Source organism: Amycolatopsis sp. cg9 (assembly GCF_041346945.1).
Taxonomy (GTDB): Bacteria; Actinomycetota; Actinomycetes; order Mycobacteriales; family Pseudonocardiaceae; genus Amycolatopsis.
In genome coordinates this window covers 1,297,170-1,322,721 of sequence record NZ_CP166850.1, presented here as the reverse complement: position 1 = coordinate 1,322,721, position 25,552 = coordinate 1,297,170, and the positions used below count along the sequence as shown (strand labels likewise).

The window sequence follows — 25,552 nt, the reverse complement described above, 5'->3', positions numbered from 1 at the left end:
TGACGGTCGTCACTGATTTGCAACACCGCAGTCCTGTGATCGGCTTCACCGCCCCCGATAGCGTGCGTCTCACCTTTCGGGCAGACGGAGATGGAGGGGATCATGCGTCGTTCGCGCAGGCTCTGGGGACCCACGGTGGTGATGACTTCGCTGGCGCTCGTGCTCGCCGCGTGCGGCGGCGGGTCGGGTAGTTCCGCGGGGGCCGGCGGGGCGGACCCGGACGGCACGGTCAGCGTCTACGGCACCGAACCGCAGAACTCGCTGGTCCCCACCAACACCAACGAGCTGGGCGGCACGAAGGCCGTCCAGCCGATGTTCGCCACGCTCGTCGGGTTCAAGGGCGCGGACGCGCAGCCGTTCAACCTGATGGCGGACTCGATCACCACGACCGACTCCAAGGTCTACGACATCAAGATCAAGCAGGGCTGGAAGTTCCACGACGGCACCGAGGTGAAGGCGCACAACTTCATCGACGCCTGGAACTACGGCGCCTACGCCCCGAACGGCCAGCTCAACACCGACTTCTACGCCAACATCCAGGGCTACAAGGACGTCCACCCCGCGGACGAGAACGCCAAGCCGACCACGGACAAGATGTCCGGCCTGGTCGCGAAGGGCGACTACGAGTTCCAAGTGACGTTGGACGCGCCGTTCTCGGTCTTCTCGATCAAGATCGGCTACACCGCTTTCGCGCCGCTGCCGGACTCGTTCTTCAAGGACCCCAAGGGCTACGAGCAGCACCCGATCGGCAACGGCCCGCTGAAGTTCGTCTCGCGGACGCCGAACCAGGACATCAAGCTCACCCGCAACGACGACTACCCGGGTGCGGACAAGGTCAACTTCAAGAACCTCGACATCAAGATCTACGCCAGCCAGGAGACCGCCTACCAGGACCTGCTGAGCGGGCGGCTCGACTTCATGGAGGCGCTGCCGCCGTCGGCGGTCGCGGGTGGCAAGTACAAGGCCGACCTGGGCGACCGGCTCGTCACCGGCCACCTGCTCGGCATCAGCACCATCGCCGTGCCGTACTACGTGCCCGGCTACAACAACCTCGAGCTGCGCAAGGCGATCTCGATGGCGATCGACCGCGCGCAGATCACCAAGACCGTCATGAACGACACCTACGTGCCGGCCGACGGCTACATCTCGCAGGGCATCCCGGGCGCGCGGCCCGGCGTCTGCCAGTTCTGCAAGTTCGACCCCGCGGGGGCCAAGGAGGCCTTCGCGAAGTCCGGCTTCAAGGGCAAGCTGACCATCGCGTCCAACGCGGACGGTGGCCGCAAGGAACCGCTGGTCGCGGCGTGCAACAGCATCAAGAACACGCTCGGCGTCGAGTGCGACTTCGTGCCCGCGACCGACTTCGGCCAGTGGCGCAGCATCGTCACCGGCAAGAAGCTGACCGGCATGGGCCGTTCGGACTGGTCGGCGGACTACCCGTCCATCGAGGACTTCCTCAACCCGATCTACAAGACCGGCGGGTCCTCGAACGACTCCGACTACTCGAACCCGCAGGTCGACGCGGTTCTCGCGCAGGCCGACGGCACCGCCGACAAGGACGCCGCCGTCAAGCTGTACCAGCAGGCCGAGGACCTGATCGCGAAGGACCTGCCCTCGATCCCGGTGTGGGACGAGAAGGGCGTCGCGGCGAAGTCGAAGAACCTCAAGTCGGCGGCGCTGGACTTCCGCCGCATGCCGGACTACCAGTCCATCGAGGTCCTGAAGAAGTAGTGGCGCGCTGACCTGCCGCAACCACCACCACGCCGTCGTGAGTGTTTAGGGCGGTTCTTACCGCCCTAAACACTCACGACGGCCGGCGCGCACTAGGAACTCGTCATGATCCGCTATGTCCTGCGACGGCTGCTCCAGCTGATCCCGGTGTTCTTCGGCACCACGTTCCTGATCTACGTCCTCGTCTGGGCCGTGCCGGGCGACCCCTTCTCCGGCAAGTGCGGCCAGGCCGCCTGCCCGCCGGCCTACATCGCCCAGATGACCGAGAAGTTCAACCTGGCCGACAACGTGTTCGTCCAGTACTTCAAGTACCTCGGGAGCCTGTTCACCGGCGACTGGGGCGAAACCTTCAACGGCACGTCGGTCGGCGAGCTGATCGGCACGTCGTACCCGATCACGCTGCGCCTGGCCGTGGTCGCGGTCGTCATCGAGGCGGTCATCGGCCTCACCGCCGGCGTGCTGACCGGCCTGCGCGGCAAGGGTTTCCTCGACAACCTCGTGCTGGTCTCGACCACGTTCCTGATCTCGCTGCCGGTGTTCGTCACCGCGATCGTGCTGCAGCTGGCCCTGGGCAGCAACGGGCTCGGCCTGATCGAAGCGAGCGTCTCCGACAACCCCGGCATCGGCGAGCTGATCGTCCCGGGCATCGCGCTCGGCAGCCTGTCCATGGCCTACGTGGCCCGGCTGTCGAGGACGAGCATCGCCGAGAACCGCCGCGCCGACTACGTGCGGACGGCGATCGCCAAGGGGCAGCCGAACAGCCGCGTCGTCGGCGTCCACCTGCTCCGCAACTCGGTGATCCCGGTGCTCACGTTCCTCGGCACCGACCTCGGCGCCCTGATGGGCGGCGCGATCGTCACCGAAGGCGTGTTCAACATCAACGGACTGGGCGGGCTCATCTTCCGCGGCATCCAGAACCGGGAGAGCGCGACCGTCGTCGGCGTCGTCGTCCTGCTGGTGCTGGTGTACCTGCTGATGAGCCTGATCGTCGACCTGCTCTACGCCGTTCTCGACCCGAGGATCCGCTATGACTGACCCGAACCTGGTGGGCGGCGGCGGGGCCGACGCGGCCGAGCTGTCCCGCGTCGACGACTCCGCCGCCGGCCCGCACAAGCCCCGCAGCCTGTGGAGCGACGCGTGGCGCCAGCTGCGCCGGAAGCCGGCGTTCGTCGCCTCCGCCGTGATCATCGCCCTGATCGTGCTGATCGCGATCGCGCCCGGCCTGTTCAGCTCGCGCGACGCGGGCTTCAGCGATCTCACGCACGCCAACGAAGGCCCGTCCGGGGACGCCTGGTTCGGGTACGACAACCAGGGTTACGACGTCTACGCGCGCACCATCTACGGCGCCCGCGCGTCGCTGCTGGTCGGGGTGTTCTCGACGCTGCTGACCGTCCTCATCGGATCGATCGTCGGCATCCTGGCCGGCTACTACGGCCGGCTCGTCGACAGCCTCCTGTCCCGCTTCGGCGACATCTTCGCCGGCCTGCCGTTCGTGCTCGGCGCGATCGTCATCCTGACGACGTTCAACGCGCCCGGCACCAACCCCGGCGCGGTCACGATCATCGTCCAGGTGGTCTGCTCGATCGCGGTGCTGAGCTGGCCGGTGGCCATGCGCATCATGCGCTCGGCGACGCTGGTGGCCAAGCAGCTCGACTACGTCAAGGCCGCGCGCGGCCTCGGCGCCAGCACCCCGCGGATCATCTTCCGGCACCTGCTGCCGAACACGATCGCGCCGGTGCTGGTGTACGCGACCATCGCGCTCGGCGCGTTCATCGGCGCCGAAGCGACGCTGGCCTACCTCGGCATCGGGGTGCGCCCGCCGGTGATCTCGTGGGGCGTGATGATCAGCGACTCGCGGGACTACTTCCGCGTCGACCCGCACATGCTGCTGTTCCCCGGTGCCTTCGTCACCCTGACCGTGCTGGCCTTCGTGATGCTGGGCGACGGCATCCGCGACGCGCTCGATCCGAAGTCGAGGTAGATCCCCTTGTCCGACAACGAACTCCTGCTCGAGGTTGAGGATCTGCACGTCGAGTTCCGGACCTCCGACGGCGTGGCGAACGTGCTCAACGGCGTCGGCTACTCCGTGCACGCCGGGGAAACCCTGGCCGTGCTCGGGGAATCCGGCTCCGGGAAGAGCGTCACGGCGCAGACGGTGATGGGCATCCTCGACACGCCGCCCGGCGTGATCACCGGCGGGGCCGTGCGCTGGCGCGGCGAAGACCTGCTGACGGCGTCGGAGGACCGCCGCCGCGAAGTCCGCGGCAGCGAGATCGCGATGATCTTCCAGGACGCGCTTTCGGCGCTGAACCCGGTGTTCACCGTGGGCTTCCAGATCGAGGAACAGCTGCGCGTCCGGCTCGGGATGTCCAAAAAGGACGCGCGGAAGCGCGCGATCGAACTCCTCGACACCGTCCGCATCCCGGCCGCCGAGCGCCGGATCAAGGACTACCCGCACCAGTTCTCCGGCGGCATGCGCCAGCGCGCGATGATCGCGATGTCGCTCGCGCTCGACCCGGACCTGCTCATCGCCGACGAGCCGACCACCGCGCTCGACGTCACCGTCCAGGCCCAGATCATGGACCTGCTGGCCGAGATCCAGGCCGAACGCAAGATGGGGCTGGTGCTGATCACCCACGACCTCGGTGTCGTCGCCGAAGTCGCCGACCGGATCGCGGTCATGTACGCGGGCCGGATCGTCGAGCAGGCCGACGTCGGCGAGCTGTTCCGCGCCCCGGCCCACCCGTACACCGCCGCGCTGATGGACTCGCTGCCGCGGCTGGACCTCAAAGGACAGACACTGGAGACCATCAAGGGCCTGCCGCCGAGCTTGCTCGACATCCCGCCCGGCTGCGCGTTCCACCCGCGGTGCAAGCGCGCCGAAGCGCGCTGTTCCGAGGAAGTCCCGCCACCGCTCGGGATCGGCTTCGGCCGGACGAGCGCGTGCCACTTCGCCGAAGAGGTGGTGAACTCCCGTGCCTGACCCCATCCTGTCGGTCACCGACCTGAAGAAGTACTTCCCCGTCCGCACCGGAATCCTGTTCAAGCGCACGATCGGCCAGGTCAAGGCGGTCGACGGCGTTTCGTTCGACCTGCTGCCCGGGGAAACCCTCGGCGTCGTCGGCGAATCCGGCTGCGGGAAGTCGACGCTCGCCCAGGTGCTGATGCGCCTGGAGGAGCCGACCGCGGGCACCGCGAAGTTCGAGGGCCGCGACATCTTCTCGATGCGCGGCGCCGAGCTGCGCAAGCTGCGGCGCGAGATCCAGATCGTGCTGCAGGACCCGTACACCTCGCTCAACCCGCGGATGACGGTCGGCGACATCGTCGGCGAGCCGTTCGAAATCCACCCCGAGGTCGCCCCCAAGGGGTCGCGCGCGGCGAAGGTGCGTGAACTGCTGGACGTCGTCGGGCTCAACCCCGAGCACCTCAACCGCTACCCGCACCAGTTCTCCGGCGGGCAGCGCCAGCGCATCGGCATCGCGCGGGCGCTGGCCCTGCGGCCCAAGGTGATCATCTGCGACGAGCCGGTGTCCGCGTTGGACGTTTCGATCCAGGCGCAGGTGATGAACCTGCTCGGCGACCTGCAGAGCGAGTTCGGGCTGTCGTACGTGTTCATCGCGCACGACCTGTCGGTGGTGCGGCACCTGTCCAACCGGGTCGCGGTGATGTACCTCGGCAAGATCGTCGAGGTCGGCACCGACGAGGAGATCTACGAACGACCGTCCCACCCGTACACCCAGGCGCTGCTGTCCGCGGTGCCGGTGGCGGACCCGGCCGTGCGCGGCCGCCGCCAGGTGATCCGGCTGACCGGCGACGTGCCGAGTCCCCTGGATCCCCCGTCCGGGTGCCGGTTCCGCACGCGGTGCTGGAAAGCGCAAGAGAAGTGCGCGGAGGAGGTACCGGCGCTCGAGCCCAGGACGGACGGGCACTTGTCAGCTTGTCACTTCGCGGAGCAGAAGTCGGTTGTTCCATAACGTACGTTTGGCCGTTGTTTGCGCAATGTCCGATCTATACGGTGCAGGAACCGCTTTCCCGAGGAGGAGAATCGTGAAGAGACCCAGGCTTCTCGCCGCGGCCATGGCCGTCCCGCTGTTCGGGGCGATCACGGCCGTCGCGGTGCCGGTGGCTTCGGCCCAGCCCGCGCTGGCCGGCCCGGCGACCGAGTTCACCGTGCTCGCCAAGGACGTCCAGAGCATCGCGACCGCGCAGCAGGCGATCCGGGCCGCGGGAGGCACGGTCCTGGAGACCAACTCCGCGGTCGGCCTGATCAAGGCCAGCGCCCCGGCCACCGGGTTCACCGAGCGCGTGTCCTCGAACCGCGCGGTCTTCGGCGCCGCCAAGGCGCAGGTCATCGGCTCGGTGCCGAAGGACGGCAAGAAGACGAAGAGCGACAACGTCGAGAAGGAAGGCCGCGGCGCCGCCGCGAAGAAGGCCGCCGCGAACAAGGCCGTCGGGATGGACCCGCTGGACGACCAGCTCTGGGGCCTCAAGTCCGTCCGCTCGGACCTTTCGCGCACCAAGCAGGCCGGCAGCAAGCAGGTCAAGGTCGGCGTCATCGACACCGGCATCGACGGCACGCACCCCGACATCGCGCCGAACTTCGACGCGGCCGACTCGCGCAACTTCGTCAAGGACATCCCGTTCGACGTCAACGGCGTCGAGGTCGACGGCCCGTGCGAGTTCCGCGGCTGCGTCGACCCGGTCAACCACGACGACGGCGCGCACGGCACGCACGTCGCCGGCACGATCGCCGCGGCGGCGAACGGCTTCGGCATCTCGGGTGTCGCGCCGAACGTGACGCTGGTGAACATCCGCGCCGGCCAGGACTCGGGGTACTTCTTCCTGCAGCCGACCGTCGACGCGCTGACCTACGCCGGTGACGCCGGCATCGACGTGGTCAACATGTCGTTCTACACCGACCCGTGGCTGTACAACTGCACGGCGAACCCGGCCGACTCGGCCGCGGAGCAGGCCGAGCAGCGCACGATCATCGAGGCGACCCAGCGGGCGCTGAACTACGCGCACCGCAAGGGCGTCACCATGGTCGTCGCGCTGGGCAACCAGCACACCGACCTCGGCGCGCCGCAGCCGGACACCACGAGCCCGGACTACCCGGCGAACACGACGCACCCGCGCCAGATCGACAACGCGAGCTGCCTGAACCTGCCGGTCGAAGGCAACCACACGATCGGCGTGAGCTCGTTCGGCCCGTCGCAGGCGAAGGCGGACTACTCGAACTACGGCACCGAGCAGATCTCGGTTTCCGCGCCGGGCGGCTACTTCCGCGACGGTTTCGGCACGCCGTGGTTCCGCACGGTCGAGAACGAGATCCTCTCGGCGTACCCGAAGAACGTCGGCATCGTCGAAGGCAACATCGACGCGGACGGCAACCTCACGCCGGCCGGTGTCGCGGCGGGCATCAAGAAGGCGACCGCGGCCGACGGCCGGGTCGGCTACTACCAGTGGCTGCAGGGTACGTCGATGGCGACCCCGCACGCGGCCGGTGTCGCGGCGCTGATCGTTTCGCAGTACGGCAAGAAGTCGCACGGCGACTTCGGTCTGGATCCGGACAAGGTCCAGCGGGTCCTCGAGGGCACGGCGTCGGACATCGCCTGCCCGGTCCCGCGGACGGTCGACTACACCGACGAAGGCCGCGGGCCGGAGTTCACCGCGACCTGCCAGGGCGACCCGTCGTTCAACGGCTTCTACGGCCACGGCGCCGTCGACGCCTACGCGGCGGTGACCCGCGGGTCGCAGTACCTGAAGTAACGAGAGTTCCGCAAGCAGGCCCCGGGGAGGCAACCTTCCCGGGGCCTGCTGCGTGGTAGAGCCGGACGAGGGGGGAATTCGGCGTGGACGTGCGTGTACCGGCGCTGCCGGTCGATCCGCGGTGGCCGGGCGAGCCGACCGTGCTCGAAGTCGGCAAGGCGCGGTTGTGGCTGGCCCGGCGCGGGGCACCGGTCTGGCTGCCGACCCGGGTACTCGCCCTGCGCCTCGGCGGCCGGGGGATCGGGACCCGGGGAACACCCGTCTTCGCGATCGTATTCGCGGTGTTGTGGTCGCTCACCGGGGCCGTGTACCACGAGAGTGACCTGCCGGGGCAAGCCGCGGTCCTCGCTGTGCTCTACGCCTCGTTCCAGGTGACGCGCTGGCGCCGGACGCAGAGCCGTGAGCAGCTCGCCGAGGGCTGGACCGGGCCCGGCACGCCGCCGCCGCTGCGGGTGGCGGCCGGGCAGGTCGGCTGGTGGTACCTGGTCTCGACGGGCCTCACGTTCCTCGGCGGGGCGGCGCTGTGCGCGGCGGCGTTCCTGACCGGGCCGCGGTTCTCCTGGAAGCACTGGTACCCGCCGGAGGTCGCGATCGGGCTGAACACGTTCGCGCTGGCCTGCTGCGCCGGCGCGACGGCGCTGGTGCTCGGCCGGGTGCTGCGCGCGCCGGTGATCGCCGAGGACGCGGCGTCGCGCGTGGTCGACGGGGTGCTGCGCGCCGAGGACCCCTACCGGTTCGCCCCGTCCGCCACGTATGCCGTGCTGGCGATGCCGGTGTCCGTGGTCGACTGGGCGTGGCCGGGCCCGCTGGGCTGGATTTCGCTCGCGTACCTGGTTGTCGTGTTCGGTCTGCAGCTGCTCGGCTGGCTGCTGGTCCGCCGTCGCCACCGCCGGCTGCCGCCCGGCTACTACGGCCGGTAAACCGGTTCGGCTTCTCGGCCGTGCAAGGCGGGACAGGGGAGGTCCGATGGTGGAAGTGGCGTGGACGACGCTCGCCGAAAGGCAGGCGGCGCGGATGTGGCTGGACCGCCACGGCGTGGCGGTGGACGAGCCGACGCCGCTGCTCGCGGTGCGCATCGGAGCCCGGGTGCCGGCCACGCGGACCTACCAGGTCTACGGCGTGCTTTCCCCGGTGGTCTGGGTGGCCGCCCTGCTCCCGCCGGTCCCGGTGCGCGCCCGGTTCCTGGTGTTCACCGCGCTCGTCGTCGTTCACCCGCTGCTGCTGTGGCGCCGGATCCGCAAGGCCGATCGCGCCGCCGCCCGCCTGGTCGCCGCCGGTGCCCGGCCGTCGTTCCGGGTGGCGGCGGGGCAGGTGGGCTGGTGGTACCTGGCCGCGGTGGCGACGACGTTCGGCGGCGGCGCGGTGCTGTGCGCGACGCTCGCCGTCAACCCGGTGGGCTGGGCCGCCGCGCTGGTGATCGGCGCCGCGAGCGCGGCACCGGTCCTCGGCCGGGCCTTGCGCGCCCCGGTGATCGCCGATGACGAGGCTTCCCGTGCCGTGGACGCGGCCTTGCGGACCTACGACTCCCGGGTGTTCGCGGCGCCGTTCGTGTTCACGTTCCTCGCTTGGATCGACCTGTCCACCGACTGGCCGTGGCCGCCGGCGCGGGTCGTGCCGGTGGTCGCGTACTTCGTCCTGGCGGCGGTGGTCCACGTCCGCGCCGTGCTCGAGGTCCGGGGCCGCCGCCTGCCGCCCGGCCACTACGGAACGGAGCCCCGGGCCGCGCTCGGCGAAAATCGCGGCCGGTAAACCTTTACGCCGCTTCGGGCGTGTACTCCGGGACAAGGGGGAGGTTTCCGTGGGTGGAGAGGTACCGAGACCCATCGACGCGGCGATGGCCGTGCAGTGGCTGGCCCGGCACGGGGTCGTTGTGGGGACGCCGGTCCCGTTGCTGTCCCTGCGCCTCGGCGTGCGGGAACGGCTGCGCGCCAAGCGCCCCGGCGTGGGCGTGGCGGTGGGGTTCGCCATCGCCTTCGTCAACACCTTCGGCATGGAGGTGGCGCACGAGGCGTTCGGGGACCTGGCGGTCGGTAGCGGCTTCGTCCTCGGCGCACTGGTCGTTCTGGCGCAGGTGTGGCGCTGGGTGACGGTCCGCGAAGCCGACCGGCCGGCGGCCGCGCTGGTGCGCCCGGCCGCGCGGCCGGCCCTGCGCTGGACCCTCGGTCTCCTCGGCGGCTGGTACCTGACGTCGGTGGTGGTCGCCTACGCCGGCGGGCTGGTGCTCTTCCTCGCGCTGGCGCCGCCGGCCGCGCCGCTGTGGCTGGGGTTGCTGGCGCTCGGTGCCGTCCAGTCCGGGTTCGTCTGGTGGTCCGTGCTGCGGGAGCCGGTCGTCGCGGTCGATCCCGCGTCGTTCATGGTCGACGCGGTGCTGCGGGTCGAGGACGCGCACTCCTACGCGGCCCCGGCCGTCCTGGCCTACCTGGCTTGCGGTGACCTGCTCTTCGCGGTACCGGTTCCGCCGTCGGCCCGGCCCGTGGTCGTCGCGTACGCGGTGCTCGCGGTCGGGACGCAGCTGGTCGGCTGGGTCTTGCACCGCCGCCGTTCCCGGGTCCTCCGGCCCAACCCGGAGGTGGCGCCGCGATGAAGGACGAACCGAGCCGCGGCGAGTTCGTCCACGCCGCGGTGTGGCTGGGCAAGCACGGCGTCCGCGTGGGGGTCCCGACGCGCCTGCTGGCGACCCGCCTCGGTGTCCGCGGGGGCGCGCACACACGGACGCTGCTGATCCGGCTGGCGGCGTTCTTCCCGGTGGCGATCGCCGGCGGGGTCGGCTACCAGTGCCTGCAGTACCTGCCCGGCGTCCGCGGCGTGGAGATGACCGAGAGCAAGATCTGCTACTTCCTGCTTTTCGGCTTGCAACTGGCCTTCTGGTCCGCGATCCGGGCGGGGGACCGGCGGGCCGCGCACCAGCTGGGCGCCCAGCGGTCCGACCGGCCGCCGCCGTCGTGGTGGGAGCTGCCGGGCGGTTGGTTCCTCGCGTCGGCGGCGGTCACCTTCGCCGGGGGAGCCGCGCTCGGGATCACGATGTTCCTGGCGACCCCGTACCGGACCTACGCCTGGAGCTGGCTCGGTGTGCTCGCGCTGGGCGGAGCCGTCTTCGGCGTGATCGCGACCGGGATCCTGCGGCGGCCGGTGCTCGCGGAGGACGAGCCGTCCGCCGCCGTCGACGCGGTGGTGCGGATCGAGGACCTGTACCTGGCGATGCCGTCGTACTGCGCCTTGCCGGTGCTCATCGACCTGCTCACCGGCAACCGGCAACCGCCCGGCTTCGGGCCGTGGCTCATCGGGTACGCGGGGCTCGCGCTCGCCCTGCAGCTCGTCGGCGGTCTGCGCCACTGGCGGCGCCGCCCGGCGCTCCCACCGGGCGGCTACGGCGTCCCGCTGCCGGCCCAGCCCGGGGTGGCCCGGCGATCGCGGTGACCCCCGCCGAGCGGGCGGCGGTCAAGTGGCCGGCTGAGCGTTCGCCGCGGCAAGAGCGAGCCCAGCGCCTGCACCACGGTGTTCGTCGTCGACGCGCTGCTCTGCGTCGGCCTTTTCGGCGACCGGCGGGGGCCTGGGCGAACCACGCAGACCTGCCGACGCCGTCTTGATCGGCATCGCCCGGCGCCCGACACCGTGACGCGGTTGCCGGGCGCCCGCTACGAGCCGGAACTCACCGGTTCGAAGCCTTCTTGACGAACTTCGCCAGGTCCTTCGACTGCTGCGCCCGGGTCGGCTCGTGGATGTACATCATGTGCCCGGCCGGGTAGTAAGCCGTGTCGAGATTGTCGCGCAGTTCCTCCGGGATCTGCAGGTGGGCCAGCACGTGCTCGGCCGCGAAGTACGCCGTCGCGCCGTCGTAGTGGCCGAACGCCACGTGGACCTTGAGGTGCGGGTTCGCGCGCATCGCCGTGGCCAGCGAGTCGGCCACCGACACCGAGCGGCCCTCGAACTCCTTGTACGACCAGGCCTTGAACGTGTCCTCGTGGATGATCTCGTACGGCAGGTCGTTCTCGTACCCGAGCTCCGCCCGCACGTAGTGGTTGAACGCCGCCGCGTAGGCGCCGACCACGCGGGAGATCGACGGGTCGTCGCTCATGTGCTCGCGGCCGCCGTCCGGCTCCCAGGTCGTGAAGCGGCCGTCCATCCGGCCGACCGTCAGGCCGCGGTCGCGCAGCAGCTCGGTGAAGAAGCGGACGTGCTCGATCCGCAGGTTCACGCGGTCCACATAGGACTCGGTGAGCCCGGTCAGCGACGCCAGGGTGGCCACTGCCTCGGCCCGGTCCCGGGTGGACAGCCGCGCGCCGCGGGAGAGGGCCCACGGCAGGTCCTTCGCCGCGAAGTCCTCCGCGTCGGCCAGGACGTCGTCGAGCGGGCGGTCGCCGTGCAGGCCGTGGTAGTGCGCGATCGCCGCGTAGGTCGGCACGTACAGCGAGTACGGCAGGTCGTTGCCCTCGGTGAACTGCAGCGTGCCCAGGTCCAGCACCGACGAGATGAGCAGCAGGCCGTTGAGGTAGAGCCCGTGCCGGTCCTGCAGGTGCGCGGCCAGCCCGGCGGCGCGCAGCGTGCCGTACGACTCGCCGGCCAGGAACTTCGGCGACAGCCAGCGCTGGTGCCGCGACACCCACAGCCGGATGATCTCGCCGACCGACTCGATGTCGCCCTGGTAGCCGTGGAAGTCCTTGGTCTCCTCGCCGCCCGCGACCCGCGAGTAGCCGGTCGACACCGGGTCGATGAAGACCAGGTCGCTGTGCGCCAGCAGCGTCTCGGGGTTGTCGGCCAGCCCGTAGGGCGGCGGCACCAGGTCGTCGACGTCGCCGGAGAGCACCCGGCGCGGGCCCAGCAGGCCCAGGTGCAGCCAGATGCTCGACGAGCCGGGGCCACCGTTGAAGGCGAACGTCACCGGCCGCGTGCCCGGGTCGGCGTCGTCGAGGGTGTAGGAGGTGACGAACACCTCCGCCTTCGCCTTGAAGCCCTCCGACTTGCCGTCCTTGACGACCTCCTTGCGGAGCACGACCCGGCCCGCTTTCGCCGTGTAAGCGAGCTTCTTCCGCTTCACGGTGAGCGTGTGCTGGGTCGTGACGATGTCGTCGGTCGGCTCGGCCGGGAGCTCCGCGGTTTCGGGCGCCTTCTTCTCGGGAGCCTCTTCGGGGGTCGTGTCCGCCATGGCCCCAACTTAGTTGTGGCAGGGTGACTTGGTGCACACCGGGGACTGGCCGTCGACGGCCGAGGAGGCCCTCGCCGTCCAGGAGACGCTGCGCGGGCGGGTCGACCGCACCGACGACCTGCCGGAGCTGCCCCCGACGGTGACCGGCCTCGACGTCGCCTACGACGAGGACGACGGCATCGCCGCGGCCGTCGTCACCCTCGAGACCGCCGGGCTCACCGTGGTCGAGGAACGCACGCACCGCGCGAAGGCCGTCTTCCCGTACGAGCCGGGCCTGTTCGCCTTCCGCGAGCTGCCGCCGCTGCTGGCCGCCCTCGAAGAGCTGGCGCGCGAGCCGGACGTCCTGGTCTGCGACGGCCACGGCCTCGCCCACCCGCGGCGCTTCGGCCTGGCCTGCCACCTCGGCGTGCTGACCGGGTTGCCCGCCTTCGGCGTCGGCAAGACGCGGTTCGTCGGCACCCACCCCGAGCCGCCGGTGGCCCGGGGCTCGTCGGTCCCGCTGCTCGACGCCGGGGAGGAGGTCGGCGCGGTGCTGCGGACCCAGGACGGCGTCAAACCGGTGTACGTCTCGGCCGGCCACCGGATCGACCTGGCGCACGCCTGCCGGCTGACCCTGGCGCTGACCCCGCGCTACCGCCTGCCCGAGACGACCCGGCGGGCCGACCGGCTGTCCCGGGCAGCGCTGCGATGAGGTCACTGGCCGAGCTGGACACGGCGGTCTCGTCCTGCCGGGCCTGCCCACGGCTGGTCACCTGGCGCGAAGGCGTCGCGGGCACGAAGGCGGCCTTCCGCGGCGAGGAGTACTGGGCGCGCCCGGTGCCGGGCTTCGGGCCGCCCGACGCGTCGCTCGCGGTCGTCGGGCTGGCCCCGTCGGCGCACGGCGCGAACCGCACCGGCCGCATGTTCACCGGCGACCCGTCGGGTGACTTCCTCTTCCGGGTGCTGCACGAGGTCGGGCTCGCGTCGCAGCCGACGTCCGAGCGGCCGGGCGACGGCCTAGAGCTGTACGGCACGCGGCTCGTCTCGCCGGTGCGCTGCGCCCCGCCGGAGAACAAGCCGACGCCGGCCGAGCGGGACACGTGCCGTCCGTGGCTCGCGGAGGAGCTGACGCTGTTACGTCCGACACTGCGCTCGATCGTGGTGCTCGGGGCGTTCGGCTGGCAGGCGTTACTGCCCGTGCTCGCCGAAGCGGGCTGGCCGGTGCCCCAGCCGCGTCCGGCGTTCGCCCACGGAGCCGTCGTGGAGCTGGGCGACCTGCGGCTTTTCGGCTGTTACCACGTCTCGCCGCGCAATGTCCAGACTCACCGCGTGACCCACGCCATGGTGGCGGACGTGTTCCGCGCCGCGACCTCGGTGACGGGGCACGACTGAATCGTTACGGAAACCGCAGCGACGCTGGTCACAGCCGGATGGGGCCCCCGAGCGAGGTCGCGGCGAAGGTGTCACCATGAGGACATGGCTGCTGCGAAGTCGAAGTCGGAACCGACTCGGATCCTCGTCCTCGGTGGTGGGTACGTCGGGCTCTACACGGCGTACGGCCTCCAGAAGATGCTCCGGGCCAACGAGGCCTCCGTGACCGTCGTTGACCCGCAGCCCCACATGACCTACGCGCCGTTCCTCCCGGAGGCCGCGGCCGGCGCGATCGAGCCCCGGCACGTGGTCGTGCCGCTGCGGCGGGTGCTGAAGCGCTGCCACGTGCTGACCGCGCGCGTCACCAAGATCGAGAACGACAAGAAGTCGGTTACGGTCGAGGCGGCCGACGGCCACATCGAGCAGCTGGGCTACGACGTCCTGGTCGTCGCGCTCGGCGCCGTCGCGCGCATCCTGCCGATCCCCGGCCTGGTCGAAGAGGGCATCGCCTTCAAGACCATCGGCGAGGCGATCTACCTGCGCAACCACATCATGACCAAGCTCGACGAGGCCGCGAGCACGCTGGACCCCGAGCTGCGCAAGCGCCTGCTGACCTTCACGGTCGTCGGCGGCGGGTTCGCCGGCATCGAGGCGCTGGCCGAGCTCGAGGACATGACCCGGTTCGCGGTGGAGAACTACTACCCGAACATCAAGCCGGCCGACGTCCGCTGGGTGCTGGTCGAGGCCGCCGGGCGCATCCTGCCCGAGGTCCGCGAGACCCTGGGCGTGTACACGGTCGAGCAGCTGGAGAAGCGCGGCATCGAGGTCTACCTGTCGACCGCGGCGAAGTCGTTCGAGAACGGCCACGTCGTGCTCTCGGACGGCACGGAGTTCGACACCGACACCCTGATCTGGACCGCCGGCGTGAAGGCCAACCCGGTGCTGGCGAACTCGGACCTGCCGCTCGACAAGCGCGGCCGCGTCGAGGCGACGGCGGCGATGCAGGTCGTCGGCCACCCGGACGTCTGGACCGCGGGCGACAACGCGGCGATCCCGGACCTCTCGCGCACCGAAGAGGACCCGACGGCGACGTGCCCGCCGAACGCGCAGCACGCGGTCCGCCAGGCGACCCTGCTGGCGAAGAACATCATCAAGGTGATCCGCGGCGGCAAGCCGAAGGACTACTACCACAAGAACCTCGGCGCGGTCGCCAGCCTCGGCCTGCACAAGGGCGTCGCCGACGCGCTGAACCTGAAGATCAAGGGCTTCCCGGCCTGGCTCTTCCACCGCGCGTACCACCTCAAGGCGATGCCGACGTGGAACCGCAAGATCCGCATCCTGTTCGACTGGATCCTGGGTGGGCTGTTCCGCCGCGAGGTCATCTCGCTGGGGCAGATCAACAACCCGAAGGACGAGTTCGCGCGCGTTTCGAAGTCCTGACGTTTTCGCTTCCCGAAGGCCTCCCGTGTCCGCGCGGGAGGCCTTCGGCGGTTCAGTCCTCGGGCATGCCTTCGGTGGAGAACCGGACCCACTCGTGTTCGGCGATTTCCGAGAACGCCAGCCACTTCTCGGCGGTCAACGCCGCGATGTGCCGGGGAAGGTCCTCTCGATCGAGCTCGTCGAAGTTCCCGAGGGAAATCATCACGATGAGGCTGACCAGCCGTTCCCGTTGCTCGGGGGAAAGCTCGGTCATCCCGTCGACCAGGATGAAGACCGCGGCGATCCGCTCCCACACCCGGAGCTCCACCTCCGGGTGCAGATCGCGGTACAGGTCGGCGACGAAAGTCCTGAAGTCGCCGACGACCTTCGGATTGGCTCGGCCGAGTGTGTTGACGATGTTCGCGGCACGGACGGCGATGTGCGCCTCCGCCTCGACGACCTTCGGTCGGGGCACGACGCCCAACTCGCTCGCGGGTACGTGCAAGATCTCGGCATCCGGGCCGGGACCGCGCATGAGCTTGCGAAGAACCGACTGCTTCTCATCGAGATCCGGCCGGATCGCGCGCAGCACCTCGGTCGCGATGTCGTCGAAGCCGCGGTCCTTGCTCGTCACCGCGAACTTGTCGGCCAGCGGAGGCGAAAAAGCCAGGATGTCCTGGACATCGACGTTGTGCCAGACGGGGATGACGACCTTCTGGTCGCCCGCTATCTCCTTGGCCGTGAGCCCCCGGAGCTCGTATTCGGTCCAGCGTTTCGCCAGGAACGCCGGGCTGAGCACGACCAGGCCGTGGCGCGCGGTCGCGAGCCCCTTGTCGATCGAGCGCGAAAGGCTGTCGCCCGCCTTCAGCGAGAACTCGTCGTACCAGACTCGCACGCCGGCCCTGGTCAGGTACGCGGCGAGCGGGCGGACGAGCGCGTCCTTGTCCTCCGACGCGTGGGCGATGAACAGCTCGATCGACTCGGTGCCACCGTCGCTCAATGGTCTCCCCGGGATGTCGGTTCCGTGAAGCCAGTCTTCACGACGTCGTACGCGGGCGCCGTGGCACCCCGGACCTCGTCCTGGCCGCCCGGCTCGGCCGAGGCGTAACCCACGACGCCGCCGCCCAGTACCGCGCCGATCGTGAACGCCAGTGCCACGGTCCGGATCGCGCGCCCGGCGTTGCAGTGGATCTCCATCTCGACCACTTCCCGTCAGTTTGACGATTACTGTCCCCATGACGGTAACCCCGCGCGCCAGTTAACGTCAAGCTGACGATTACGGTCGGCTGCGGAGCATGGCCGGGTGCAGCACGGTCGCCGGCCCGCGGCGGTACAACGCCGCCGGGCGCCCGGGCTGCCGGGAAACCCGCTCCCCGGTCGGGATCAGGAACCCCTCGACTCCCGTGATCTTGCGGTGGAAGTTGCGCGGGTCGAGTTGTTCGCCCCAGACGATTTCGTACACCTCGCGCAGGTCCGTCATCGTGAACTCCGGCGCGCAGAACGCCGCCGCGAGCGTCGTGTACTCCAGCTTGGCGCGGGCGCGCTCCACGGCGTCGGCGATGATCTTCTTGTGGTCGAAGGCGACCTGCGTCCGGGGGCGGAGGACCTTCTCGACCGGCATGAGCACGGCGTCGCGCGCGTCGCCACCCGCGGTGGGGGCCGGGAGCTGGGGCGAGAACGCGACGTAGCAAACGGTGATCACGCGCTGCCGGGGGTCGCGCCCGGGCGCGCCGTACGTGCGCAGCTGCTCCAGGTGTAACGCTTTCGCGTCCAGACCCGTTTCTTCGGACAGCTCGCGGGTGGCGGCGTGGTCGAGGTCCTCGGACGTGGAGGCGAGGAAGCCGCCGGGGAGCGCGAGCATTCCCTCGTACGGGGGAATTCCCCGCCTGATCAGCATGATCTGCAGGGAACCGTCGTGGATCGTCAAGACGGCCAGGTCGACGGCGAGCGCGACCTCCGGGATCGTCCACTCCTCGGCTTCAGGCATGTTCGACAGCCGGGGGAACGACCGTGGCGGAACTGTCCATAGTGCACAGTGTAGCGGCCGGTCAATATTCGTCTCGTTGACGAGAACGGTCCGTCAGGACTACTTTGCACCCTGCAAATCGCAACGAGGGAGGAAACGTCATGGTGGAACGCGGGGAAGTGGTGGTCGCGTGATCGTCGTCCTGACCGCGCTGGAGGTCGAGCGGTCCGCCGTGCTCGACCGGATGACCGGCGCCACGGTCCGCGCGCACCGGGCCGGCACGCTGTTCCACGTCGGGCAGCTCGGCCGGCGCCGGGTCGCACTGGGGCTCGTGGGGGCGGGCAACGCCGCGGCCGCCGCCGTCGCCGAGCGCGCCGCGGCGGAGTTTTCGCCGGCCGCGATGGTCTTCGTCGGCGTCGCGGGCGGGCTCCGCGACTGGACCCGGCTCGGTGACGTCGTCGTGGCGACCAAGGTCTACGCCTACCACGGCGGCCGCAGCACGGACGACGGCATGCGGAGCAGCCCGCAGGCGTGGAGCCCGTCCCACCGGCTGCTGGAGCTGGCACGGTCGGTAGGCCGCGCGGGCGAATGGTGCGCCGCCGTGCCGGCGAACGGCCGTCCCGGCGTCCACTTCGAGCCGGTCGCCTCCGGTGAGGTCGTGCTCGACTCGCGGACGTCCGAGGTCGCGCGGTGGCTGCACGAGAACTACACCGACGCCGTCGCGGTCGAAATGGAGAGCGCCGGCTTCGCGCTGGCCGGCCACCTCAACGACGACCTCCCGGCGATCAGCGTCCGCGGCGTCAGCGACCACGCGGGCGGCGGCAAGGACGTCACCGACGAGGCCGGCTGGCAGCCGGTCGCTGCCGGCAACGCGGCCGCCTTCGCCGAAGCGCTCATCGCCGAGATCGACGACGGGGACGCGGAAGCCCCCAGCGGTCCGTCAGAAGAGTCGCGTGGGGTCAGCAACGTCAACCTCGCCACCGACCACGCGCGGGTGGGGCAGCAGATCGGCGCCGTGTACGGGAACCTGACCGTCGGGCCGCAGCGAGGAGACCGGAAATGACGTTCCCCCAGGGATTCCCCGGTGTGCGCAACACCAACGAGGCGAGCGGCCAGGCGCACGTCGAGCAGCAGGTGGGTGCGATCTTCGGCGGCACCTTCCACCGCCACGAGACGACGTACAACATCAACGAATCGGACCCGCCGGAGCGGAAGTTCGAGGTGGCTCTCAACCACCTGCTGGGTGGCACGTCCCGGATGGCGGAGTCGATCTTCCAGGACCTGCTGCACCACGGCGACGCGTCGACCCGGCTCGCGTACTACTACGCCCTTTCGGTGCTGAGCGACCGCTCGCTCAACGAGATCGGTGACGACGTCTACCTGCGGTTCCGGACCGCGGACGTGACCGCGCGCCGGTTCCCGCACGACGGCTGGCGCGCCGCGCTCAACGTCGTGTGGGAGCTGATCTCCTGCGTGTGGCGGCAGGAGATCGGCGAAACGCTGGACTCGGCCGACCTCGCGAAAGCGCTCTCGAACTTCCGCGAGCTGCCCAAGGACCGGCAGGGCGAGATCACCCGGCACCTCGCCATGGTCCTCGGCGGCGCGCTGCAGGACAGCCTGGACGCCGAGGACGCCCAGCGCGTCCGCGAGGAACGGCTGCAGCCGGACCGCGCGGGCCGGGCGTGGAAGTTCTTCGAGCCGGACCCCGCCGCGCCGCGGTACTTCACCACCCAGGCGCCGGAGGTTTCGGCGTCGGAATGGGCGAAGCCGGTGCTCGGCGGCCTCGGCCTGCTGCTCGGCCTGGTCACCTTCCTCGGCAGCTTCGGCAGCGGCCGTCCCGCGATCGCCATCCCCGCGCTGCTGCTCTTCGCGGCCGGCGTCGCGGCCGCGTTCTGGGGTGGCGCGGAACGGGAACTGGCCCTGCGCCGGCTCGTCCAGCGCGATCGCGAACACGGGATCCCGCTGCAGTACCAAGCCGCCACCTCGCCGGGCCACTGGGTGCGGACGGACTTCGTCCAGCAGATCCACAAGCTGGTGGAAGCCCGCTTCTGGGACGCGCGCCCGCACGTCGAAGGCAGCTGGCTGAACGACACCAGGGGCCTGTGCGAGTACTACAAGTGGCGTTTCGTGGCCCTGTTCGGGAACGCGCAGGTCGAGGCCAACGCCGTCGACTGGCTCATCCGGTGGCACGCGAAGCGGGCGGCGGCGCAGTGGCGCGCGGGGACGTTGTTCGCCTACCGGCAGGAGCTGCGGCCTCCGGGCACGGCGGTCGCCGTCCACCGGATCGGGATCGGCACGACGATCTTCGCCGCGCTCCTGATGCTGGGCGGCCAGAACGGCTTCGCCGTGGCGGCGGTCTTCCTGGCACTGGGCGGGTTCTTCGCGCTGAACGGCGTCACCAAGGTGGTGGCGGACCGGCGGCATCGCGCCGAGGAAGAGCTGCGCGGCCGGCAATTGCTCGCGGAAGAGGAGCAGGGCTACGCGGACTGGCTCGCGGTCCTGCGCGACCGGCCGGACGACGCGGAAATGGCGCGCTGGCTCGACCTGGACAAGACCTTCCTGAAGACCGAGGCGCTGCGCCGGCACGGCCTGAGCAACCGGGACCTGGTCACGCACGTGGTGCTGACCGAAGGGGCGGCGAACGCGTTGCGGGCGCGGGTCATCCACGGTCCGATGCGGTATTCGCGGTACGTCGTGCTGATCTTCCTGCTGTCCGAAAGCGGCGTGCGCGAGATCGAGGTCGAGCTCGATTTCCTCACCGGGAACGTGCACAACGAGCAGCGGACGTCGTTCCAGTACACCTCGCTCGCCGCCGCGCGGGTCGCCGAAGTGGGCATCCGGTACGCCGACGGGTGGCGCTACCAGATCCTCAGCGGCGACCAGGCGACGCTGCTGCAGTCGGAATCCCTGCGCCGGCGCGCGTTGCGGCTCAGCCTGATCAGCGGCGAACAGATTTCGGTGGTGGCGGAGAGCTTCGACGGCCTGTCCGACGCCAGTCTCGAGAGCGACACGGCGCTGCAGCGCATCGCGCTCGAGGTGTCCGGGATCGCGGGTGCCCTGCACGTACTGGAGGCGGTGTCCGCGGAAGGGCGGGACTGGATCAGCCGCGAGCAGGAGCGGCGCCGGCGCCGCTCGGAGGACTGGCGCCGCGAGCGCGGCCCCGGGCTCCTCGACGGTGGCGTCGTCGAGGTGTAGCGGACGCGGATCCGTTGTTCCGGCATTCTGCGCCGGAACAACGGATTTCGGCGTATTGCCGGAAAAAGGCGATTGTGTGCCGGTGAGCGACATGGTCTGGACAACTGGGTCGGTGAGCGGGTAAACCCTTTCTTCACAACGCGGAATAAGTCCGCTCCGGCTCCCTCCCCGCACGGTCCCCTGGAGCTCCCATGCCCTTTTCCCGTACCAAAGCCGCACTCGGCGCGGCGGCGTTGAGCGCCGCCGCCGTCGCGATCCCGTCCACCGCGGCCGCGGCCGGCCCGGCGTTCCCGGCCCACTACGCGGCGCCGTACCTGCAGATCAGCGACGCCGACGCCGGTCAGCTGGCCGCGGACATGAGCGCGACCGGCACGAAGTTCTACACGCTGGCGTTCCTGACCCCGCAGTCCGGCTGCACGCCGGTCTGGGAGGCGAACGGCACCGGCGTCGGCTCGTTCAAGTCCCAGATCAGCTCCCTGCAAGCGGCGGGCGGCAACGTCATCCCGTCCTTCGGCGGCGCGGAGGGCGGTGAACTGGCCCAGACCTGCACGAACACGGCGAGCCTGACGGCGGCGTACGCGAACGTCGTCAACACCTATGGCACCCCCCGCCTCGACTTCGACATCGAAGGCGGCGTCCTGAACGACACGGCGTCCAACCAGCGCCGCAACTCGGCGCTGGCCGCGCTGCAGCAGCAGAACCCGGCGGTCCAGGTCGACTACACGCTCGCGGTCGACCCGTCGGGCATCCCGTCGAACGAGCTCGACCTGCTGCGCGACGCGAAGAGCAAAGGCGTCAAGGTCAGCGTGGTCAACCTGATGGTGATGGACTTCTACGACGGCCAGCCGGTCCTGGGCGACGCCCTTTCGGCCGCCCGCGCCTCGGCGTCCCAGCTGGCAAGCCTGTACGGAATCTCGACGTCGGCGGCGTACGCGATGATGGGCCTGACCCCGATCGCCGGCCGCAACGACGACGGCGCCCAGTTCAGCCAGTCCGACGCCCAGCAGCTCGAATCGTTCGCCGCCCAGAACGGCGTCGCGGAGCTGTCGTTCTGGGAACTCCAGGACTACGACCGAGCGACGGGCTACGCGTACTCGCGCATCTTCAACGCGATCACGGGCGGCACGACCACCCCACCCCCGTCGTCAAGCGGAACGATCACGGGCTACGGCGGCAAGTGCGTCGACGTCGCGGGCGCTTCACCGGCCAACGGAACGGCGGTCGACTTGTACACGTGCAACGGGACGAACGCCCAGCAGTGGACCTCGACGTCAGGCACGCTGCGCGCCCTGGGCAAGTGCCTGGACGTGTCCTCGGCGGGCACGGCGAACGGCACCCGTGTCCAGCTGTACGACTGCAACGGAACGGGAGCCCAGCAGTGGACCCGTTCGGGAGCGCAGCTGGTGAACCCGGCCTCGGGCAAGTGCCTGGACGCGACCGGCCCCAGCTCGGCGGACGGAACACCCCTGCAGATCTGGACGTGCACCGGCGCGGCGAACCAGTCGTGGACGCTGAACTGAGCGCGTGACCTAGAGTGTGTGGTGCCCCCGTAGCCCAATCGGCAGAGGCAGTCGACTTAAAATCGACTCAGTGCGGGTTCGAGTCCCGTCGGGGGCACCATTCACGCTGGTCAGAGGTTTCGGTGTGGGGTGCGGTGAAGATCATGAGTCCCACTTGCGCCCCGCTTTGCCGCAACCCTCACAAGAGGTCTTCCATCGCGTCCGTGATGGTCGAAGCCACGCGCCACGGCCGACGTACCGGACGAGCGTAACCGACGGGCGCGCGTGCCCGAGGAGGTCGGCGATCTGGCGCGGCGAGTAGCCCCGCGCGCCTGAACGAGTGCCCGAACTGCGGTAACCGCGAGGTGTCCTACTGGGACTCCAAGTGCTACCGCTGCCTAGCCGAGTTCACTCCGGCCTAACAGCTCCCGCCTAAGCGCGATTGATCACTGTGTTCAGAGTTTCTTTTCTTGTTCAAGGCGGCCCCTCCGGGGCCGCGCCGCTATCGGCCGGCACGCGCGGGGCCCGCCTCCGGCACCCACGCGACCGGCCGGCGGCTGCACCGGGAGCGGCAGCTCAAGAAGAAGAGAATGTCCTCGCCGGACGGGCAGGTCATCGAGATGGCCGGGACGTGCGCGGCGGTTGCGTCCGTGTGCGGCCAAACGGCATCTCGACGACCTCCCAGAGGGCTATCACGCCGCGTCCAGGGGGCGGCCGAGCAGGTCAGCGGCGGTCGGGCGGGAAGTGCCCCCTTGACACAGCGTGATCGGGCTGCGCCAGGTCGTCGAGATGCCGAAAGGCCACCCACTAAGAAGTGATATTCACTGGCATTCTTAGACAAAGATAGCCAAGGGAATAACCTGAATATAATGTCCTCCGATGTGAGCTTCAGGCAACTCTATTTCGACTCCGTGAATTGGCATATCTTCTCTCATTTGCTTCAACATTGGCACAACGATACTATTTGCAAATGCTCCCATTCCGCCCCTGCGGACAACCGAATTAGAAGCATTCTCCCTCACGTCTACTGCGGTGACTTTACCGATCATAGAGAACCGGCCGCCCACAAGCGCCGCCGCAACCTCCGAGGTAAAGTACTCGCGATTCGCAGTTACCAGTCCAGAAAATCCAGACTGTCGAAATATCAAGTCAACCATCGGCGAAGACAAGAGGTCGCGCTCCAATATCTCAATTGTTCGCATGATCCCTTCCTGCTCTTCGATACGCTTCAGGATTTCTTCGCGCGCCGCGTCGACTTGATGCAATTCGTCAGCTCGTCCCTGCTGAGAGCCAGATCGACGCTGATTTCGCTTAACTTCCGGGAGGGCCGCGAGTGCCTTCTTTGCATCCTCCTCGGCGAACGGGTACACGTTCTTCATGAAGTCGATCAGCAGGCGCAATGGCGTAGCTTCGAACTGACCCGCAACCTCCACGATGTCACCGGAAACTACGTCGACTATCGAGCCACCCTCCGGTATCTCACGAACAAGACCGTCCGCGTGCAAACGAGATCGCAGGCGATTAAAAAGTGATGCGGATGTGTGTTCACGAATGAACTTGCTTTCAGTACTTTGGTCGCCACCCGACTCTCGGGAGTACTTACCATTAACAGAAAGATTTAACCCCAGCAGGGACGCAAGGCTCGGAAGTTTGACTGCGCCGGACGCCTCGCCGGTCGATTTTTTCGACTGCGCTTGCTTTTCAGCAATTTCGCTGTGGTAACTCACCCCATCTTCGAGTGCAGCCAAGAAACTAACCAACATTGGAGTGTCGAGGTAGACAGGGTGTGCAAGTTCAAACGGTGTACTTCTCGACTGCTTTGCTGACCCCACGACCACTCCTCACCTAGATGACCTTGATCGTGCATAGTCGTCGCGACAACTTCTCGCGTTACACCCGTTCGTCCTATTTGCTAGGAGCCGTCAGCGTTCGACGGAGGCTGCAAATAGCCACCACGTTTGGCCGTGCTTCATAGGCTATCTTGTTATCATTTCTACATGACTCTTTGGACCCCAGCGGGAGCGGATCTCGGCCATAGGGAGCCCCCTCCTCCGGACCCACGAATGATCAACCTCGCAGGCTTGAACGGGGCGGCGCACTCGGGGTACCACGAGCTACGCAGGCAGGCATCGACGTGGCCTAGAACCGATTCGACACCCCAAGGTGCCGCAGAGCTACTCACAGCAAGTCGAGACCTCTACACCCAGGGCTACTACGCCTACACTCTGTTCGCCGTCGGAGGGACATGGTCCATCTTCGCGGTGGAAGTGGCTCTGCGGTCCCGCTTGAAAGCGAGCACGAAGATTCCGTTCGTCGATCTCGTAAAAACTGCCGAGCGCCAGGGATTGTTGCCGAAGCCCGCCTGGGATGGCGACCGCCTTGATGCCGGCCGTCTGCTACGTAACAAGACAGTGCACGGAGCAGGCCAAGAGCTGTGGACGCCAGCCATGGCACGTACTGTGATCGAGAGCTCTCACCACGCTGTCTCGGCCCTCTTTCCAGACCAGTAGCGTCGCTGGCCAAAAATTCGTGTCACATACACGCCACACGGCACCACCAAACAGCGACCAACAACCACCGACAGTGCCCAGGTTTCCGCAGGTCAGCCGTGGTCGTGGTGTACGCAAACGACGTCAGATCTTCTGTCGATTGGGGCAAGGGGATCTTGGTTCAAGTCTCACCGGCCAGGCGGGGGAGTCAAGATCAGGTGCCCCAGTTTCGCCCCACTATCAACGCCCAATGATGGCTGATCTTGGTGGGCGACGACCGTTCGCAAGCGCTAATCTTGCAGGAGGTGGCCCATGTCGATCAACAACGACCGATGGCGGCTGATCTGGCCTGCAAATCGACAAAGTGCGGGTTCGAGTCCGGTCGGGGCACCACGCAGCTCCTCGTCGAGAGTGGGCGGGGTCGTTCGCTGCTGATGTCAAATTTGAGCGCCGGGGCACGCTTTTCCTTAGTCGGAGAGGTGCTGCCGGTCGCCCCGCAGGTGCGAGAAGTGTTGTGGGCAGCAAAAAGCCCAGCACCTCACAACTAAGCCCGCCGACTCTCCCCCAACTGACCCCGCGGACGGACGTACCCCCCAGCCCCGCGGCCACCAACCACCTCATCGTCCACCACATCAAGACCATCGGCGGGAGTGAGCCCCAGCATCGCCAGCAGCAGCTGGCAATCCGCGGCATCGTGCGACGTCGACGCCACCAGCCGAGCGGCCCGGTGCCGCACCTCGCCCGTCAACGCGAACGGGTCCGCCTCGATGGCCGGCGACCGCCGTAAGCGGGTCACCGGCTTGGCCGACTCGCGAAAACCGCTGCCATTCCGACTCCTTCAGTTCCGGAAACGCTCGTCGAAGCCCGGTGGGCGGGCGTCGAGGATGTCGGTGGCTCGGACCAGGCTGACCTGCTCGTCGGCGGCTGATCCCTGTGGGCGGACGGGTACCCAGGTGGTGCTGGTGTGCTCGTCGCGCAGGCTCTGTCCAGCCAC

The 25,552-nt window shown here is 68.9% G+C and carries 22 protein-coding genes and 1 tRNA gene; 17 read left to right on the top strand and 6 right to left on the bottom strand.

Annotated features, from left to right (window positions below; all coding sequences use genetic code 11):
* The first annotated feature begins 102 nt into the window (after positions 1-102).
* The 10 genes from AB5J73_RS05870 to AB5J73_RS05825 all read left to right on the top strand — a co-directional run bounded on the left by AB5J73_RS05870 (position 103) and on the right by AB5J73_RS05825 (position 10,914).
* Complete coding sequence (locus AB5J73_RS05870; RefSeq protein ID WP_370968687.1) at positions 103-1,728, top strand: ABC transporter substrate-binding protein; 1,626 nt, start codon at positions 103-105, stop codon at positions 1,726-1,728.
* Between the two features lie 105 nt (positions 1,729-1,833).
* Positions 1,834-2,763, top strand: coding sequence for an ABC transporter permease (locus AB5J73_RS05865; protein WP_370968686.1), 930 nt, complete (start codon positions 1,834-1,836; stop codon positions 2,761-2,763).
* On the top strand, positions 2,756-3,709 hold the full coding sequence (locus AB5J73_RS05860) for an ABC transporter permease (protein ID WP_370968685.1): 954 nt from the start codon (positions 2,756-2,758) through the stop codon (positions 3,707-3,709). The genes AB5J73_RS05865 and AB5J73_RS05860 overlap by 8 nt, the downstream gene beginning before the upstream one ends.
* A gap of 6 nt (positions 3,710-3,715) precedes the next feature.
* Positions 3,716-4,711 carry an ABC transporter ATP-binding protein gene (locus AB5J73_RS05855; protein ID WP_370968684.1) on the top strand — a complete coding sequence of 332 codons (996 nt, stop codon included), beginning with the start codon at positions 3,716-3,718 and terminating at the stop codon, positions 4,709-4,711.
* Positions 4,704-5,702 (top strand): ABC transporter ATP-binding protein, encoded by a 999-nt coding sequence (locus tag AB5J73_RS05850; protein WP_370968683.1) that lies wholly within the window; start codon positions 4,704-4,706, stop codon positions 5,700-5,702. The genes AB5J73_RS05855 and AB5J73_RS05850 overlap by 8 nt, the downstream gene beginning before the upstream one ends.
* A gap of 103 nt (positions 5,703-5,805) precedes the next feature.
* Positions 5,806-7,497, top strand: a complete 1,692-nt coding sequence (locus tag AB5J73_RS05845) for a S8 family serine peptidase (protein WP_370972951.1) — start codon at positions 5,806-5,808, stop codon at positions 7,495-7,497.
* Between the two features lie 83 nt (positions 7,498-7,580).
* Positions 7,581-8,417: a hypothetical protein gene (locus tag AB5J73_RS05840; protein WP_370968682.1), complete on the top strand. Its 837-nt coding sequence runs from the start codon at positions 7,581-7,583 to the stop codon at positions 8,415-8,417.
* Between the two features lie 46 nt (positions 8,418-8,463).
* Positions 8,464-9,246 (top strand): hypothetical protein, encoded by a 783-nt coding sequence (locus tag AB5J73_RS05835; protein WP_370968681.1) that lies wholly within the window; start codon positions 8,464-8,466, stop codon positions 9,244-9,246.
* 49 nt (positions 9,247-9,295) lie between these two features.
* Entirely contained in the window at positions 9,296-10,081 is a 786-nt protein-coding gene (locus AB5J73_RS05830) for a hypothetical protein (RefSeq protein ID WP_370968680.1), read from the top strand.
* Positions 10,078-10,914 carry a hypothetical protein gene (locus AB5J73_RS05825; RefSeq protein ID WP_370968679.1) on the top strand — a complete coding sequence of 279 codons (837 nt, stop codon included), beginning with the start codon at positions 10,078-10,080 and terminating at the stop codon, positions 10,912-10,914. The genes AB5J73_RS05830 and AB5J73_RS05825 overlap by 4 nt, the downstream gene beginning before the upstream one ends.
* A 232-nt stretch (positions 10,915-11,146) precedes the next feature.
* On the opposite strand, the gene AB5J73_RS05820 is transcribed toward AB5J73_RS05825, so the two are convergent.
* Positions 11,147-12,640: a S10 family peptidase gene (locus AB5J73_RS05820; RefSeq protein ID WP_370968678.1), complete on the bottom strand. Its 1,494-nt coding sequence runs from the start codon at positions 12,638-12,640 to the stop codon at positions 11,147-11,149.
* A 31-nt stretch (positions 12,641-12,671) separates the two neighbouring features.
* On the opposite strand from AB5J73_RS05820, the gene AB5J73_RS05815 reads away from it, so the two are divergent.
* The 3 genes from AB5J73_RS05815 (at position 12,672) to AB5J73_RS05805 (ending at position 15,430) form a co-directional block, all read left to right on the top strand.
* Complete coding sequence (locus AB5J73_RS05815; RefSeq protein ID WP_370968677.1) at positions 12,672-13,331, top strand: endonuclease V; 660 nt, start codon at positions 12,672-12,674, stop codon at positions 13,329-13,331.
* Positions 13,328-14,011 (top strand): uracil-DNA glycosylase, encoded by a 684-nt coding sequence (locus tag AB5J73_RS05810; RefSeq protein WP_370968676.1) that lies wholly within the window; start codon positions 13,328-13,330, stop codon positions 14,009-14,011. The genes AB5J73_RS05815 and AB5J73_RS05810 overlap by 4 nt, the downstream gene beginning before the upstream one ends.
* Before the next feature lie 84 nt (positions 14,012-14,095).
* Positions 14,096-15,430 (top strand): NAD(P)/FAD-dependent oxidoreductase, encoded by a 1,335-nt coding sequence (locus AB5J73_RS05805; protein WP_370968675.1) that lies wholly within the window; start codon positions 14,096-14,098, stop codon positions 15,428-15,430.
* Between the two features lie 52 nt (positions 15,431-15,482).
* Here the strand turns inward: AB5J73_RS05805 and AB5J73_RS05800 are convergent, their stop codons facing one another.
* From AB5J73_RS05800 to AB5J73_RS05790, 3 genes are all read right to left on the bottom strand, one after another.
* Entirely contained in the window at positions 15,483-16,409 is a 927-nt protein-coding gene (locus AB5J73_RS05800) for a toll/interleukin-1 receptor domain-containing protein (protein WP_370968674.1), read from the bottom strand.
* Complete coding sequence (locus AB5J73_RS05795) at positions 16,406-16,615, bottom strand: hypothetical protein (RefSeq protein WP_370968673.1); 210 nt, start codon at positions 16,613-16,615, stop codon at positions 16,406-16,408. Before AB5J73_RS05795 ends, AB5J73_RS05800 begins: the two co-directional genes overlap by 4 nt.
* Before the next feature lie 70 nt (positions 16,616-16,685).
* Positions 16,686-17,396 (bottom strand): NUDIX domain-containing protein, encoded by a 711-nt coding sequence (locus tag AB5J73_RS05790; protein ID WP_370968672.1) that lies wholly within the window; start codon positions 17,394-17,396, stop codon positions 16,686-16,688.
* Between the two features lie 169 nt (positions 17,397-17,565).
* On the opposite strand from AB5J73_RS05790, the gene AB5J73_RS05785 reads away from it, so the two are divergent.
* The 4 genes from AB5J73_RS05785 (at position 17,566) to AB5J73_RS05770 (ending at position 22,190) form a co-directional block, all read left to right on the top strand.
* A complete protein-coding gene (locus AB5J73_RS05785; protein ID WP_370968671.1) occupies positions 17,566-18,438 on the top strand; it encodes a purine phosphorylase in 873 nt (290 codons plus the stop codon).
* Complete coding sequence (locus tag AB5J73_RS05780) at positions 18,435-20,570, top strand: hypothetical protein (RefSeq protein WP_370968670.1); 2,136 nt, start codon at positions 18,435-18,437, stop codon at positions 20,568-20,570. The genes AB5J73_RS05785 and AB5J73_RS05780 overlap by 4 nt, the downstream gene beginning before the upstream one ends.
* Positions 20,571-20,761: 191 nt before the next feature.
* Positions 20,762-22,090, top strand: coding sequence for a ricin-type beta-trefoil lectin domain protein (locus tag AB5J73_RS05775; protein ID WP_370968669.1), 1,329 nt, complete (start codon positions 20,762-20,764; stop codon positions 22,088-22,090).
* A gap of 23 nt (positions 22,091-22,113) precedes the next feature.
* A tRNA-Leu gene (locus AB5J73_RS05770) sits at positions 22,114-22,190 on the top strand.
* Between the two features lie 712 nt (positions 22,191-22,902).
* Here AB5J73_RS05770 and AB5J73_RS05765 read toward each other — a convergent pair.
* On the bottom strand, positions 22,903-23,901 hold the full coding sequence (locus AB5J73_RS05765; RefSeq protein WP_370968668.1) for a hypothetical protein: 999 nt from the start codon (positions 23,899-23,901) through the stop codon (positions 22,903-22,905).
* Between the two features lie 1,495 nt (positions 23,902-25,396).
* The gene (locus AB5J73_RS05760) at positions 25,397-25,552 is read right to left on the bottom strand and encodes a hypothetical protein (protein ID WP_370968667.1); all 156 of its coding nucleotides are present in this window, start codon (positions 25,550-25,552) and stop codon (positions 25,397-25,399) included.

What these genes read in the sequence shown, in the direction of transcription:
- AB5J73_RS05870 (WP_370968687.1), top strand. Translation starts at nt 103, where the DNA reads ATGCGTCGTTCGCGCAGGCTCTGGGGACCCACGGTGGTGATGACTTCG.
- AB5J73_RS05865 (WP_370968686.1), top strand. Translation starts at nt 1,834, where the DNA reads ATGATCCGCTATGTCCTGCGACGGCTGCTCCAGCTGATCCCGGTGTTC.
- AB5J73_RS05860 (WP_370968685.1), top strand. Translation starts at nt 2,756, where the DNA reads ATGACTGACCCGAACCTGGTGGGCGGCGGCGGGGCCGACGCGGCCGAG.
- AB5J73_RS05845 (WP_370972951.1), top strand. Translation starts at nt 5,806, where the DNA reads ATGGCCGTCCCGCTGTTCGGGGCGATCACGGCCGTCGCGGTGCCGGTG.
- AB5J73_RS05835 (WP_370968681.1), top strand. Translation starts at nt 8,464, where the DNA reads ATGGTGGAAGTGGCGTGGACGACGCTCGCCGAAAGGCAGGCGGCGCGG.
- AB5J73_RS05825 (WP_370968679.1), top strand. Translation starts at nt 10,078, where the DNA reads ATGAAGGACGAACCGAGCCGCGGCGAGTTCGTCCACGCCGCGGTGTGG.
- AB5J73_RS05820 (WP_370968678.1), bottom strand. Translation starts at nt 12,640, where the DNA reads ATGGCGGACACGACCCCCGAAGAGGCTCCCGAGAAGAAGGCGCCCGAA.
- AB5J73_RS05810 (WP_370968676.1), top strand. Translation starts at nt 13,328, where the DNA reads ATGAGGTCACTGGCCGAGCTGGACACGGCGGTCTCGTCCTGCCGGGCC.
- AB5J73_RS05805 (WP_370968675.1), top strand. Translation starts at nt 14,096, where the DNA reads ATGGCTGCTGCGAAGTCGAAGTCGGAACCGACTCGGATCCTCGTCCTC.
- AB5J73_RS05790 (WP_370968672.1), bottom strand. Translation starts at nt 17,396, where the DNA reads ATGCCTGAAGCCGAGGAGTGGACGATCCCGGAGGTCGCGCTCGCCGTC.
- AB5J73_RS05780 (WP_370968670.1), top strand. Translation starts at nt 18,435, where the DNA reads ATGACGTTCCCCCAGGGATTCCCCGGTGTGCGCAACACCAACGAGGCG.
- AB5J73_RS05775 (WP_370968669.1), top strand. Translation starts at nt 20,762, where the DNA reads ATGCCCTTTTCCCGTACCAAAGCCGCACTCGGCGCGGCGGCGTTGAGC.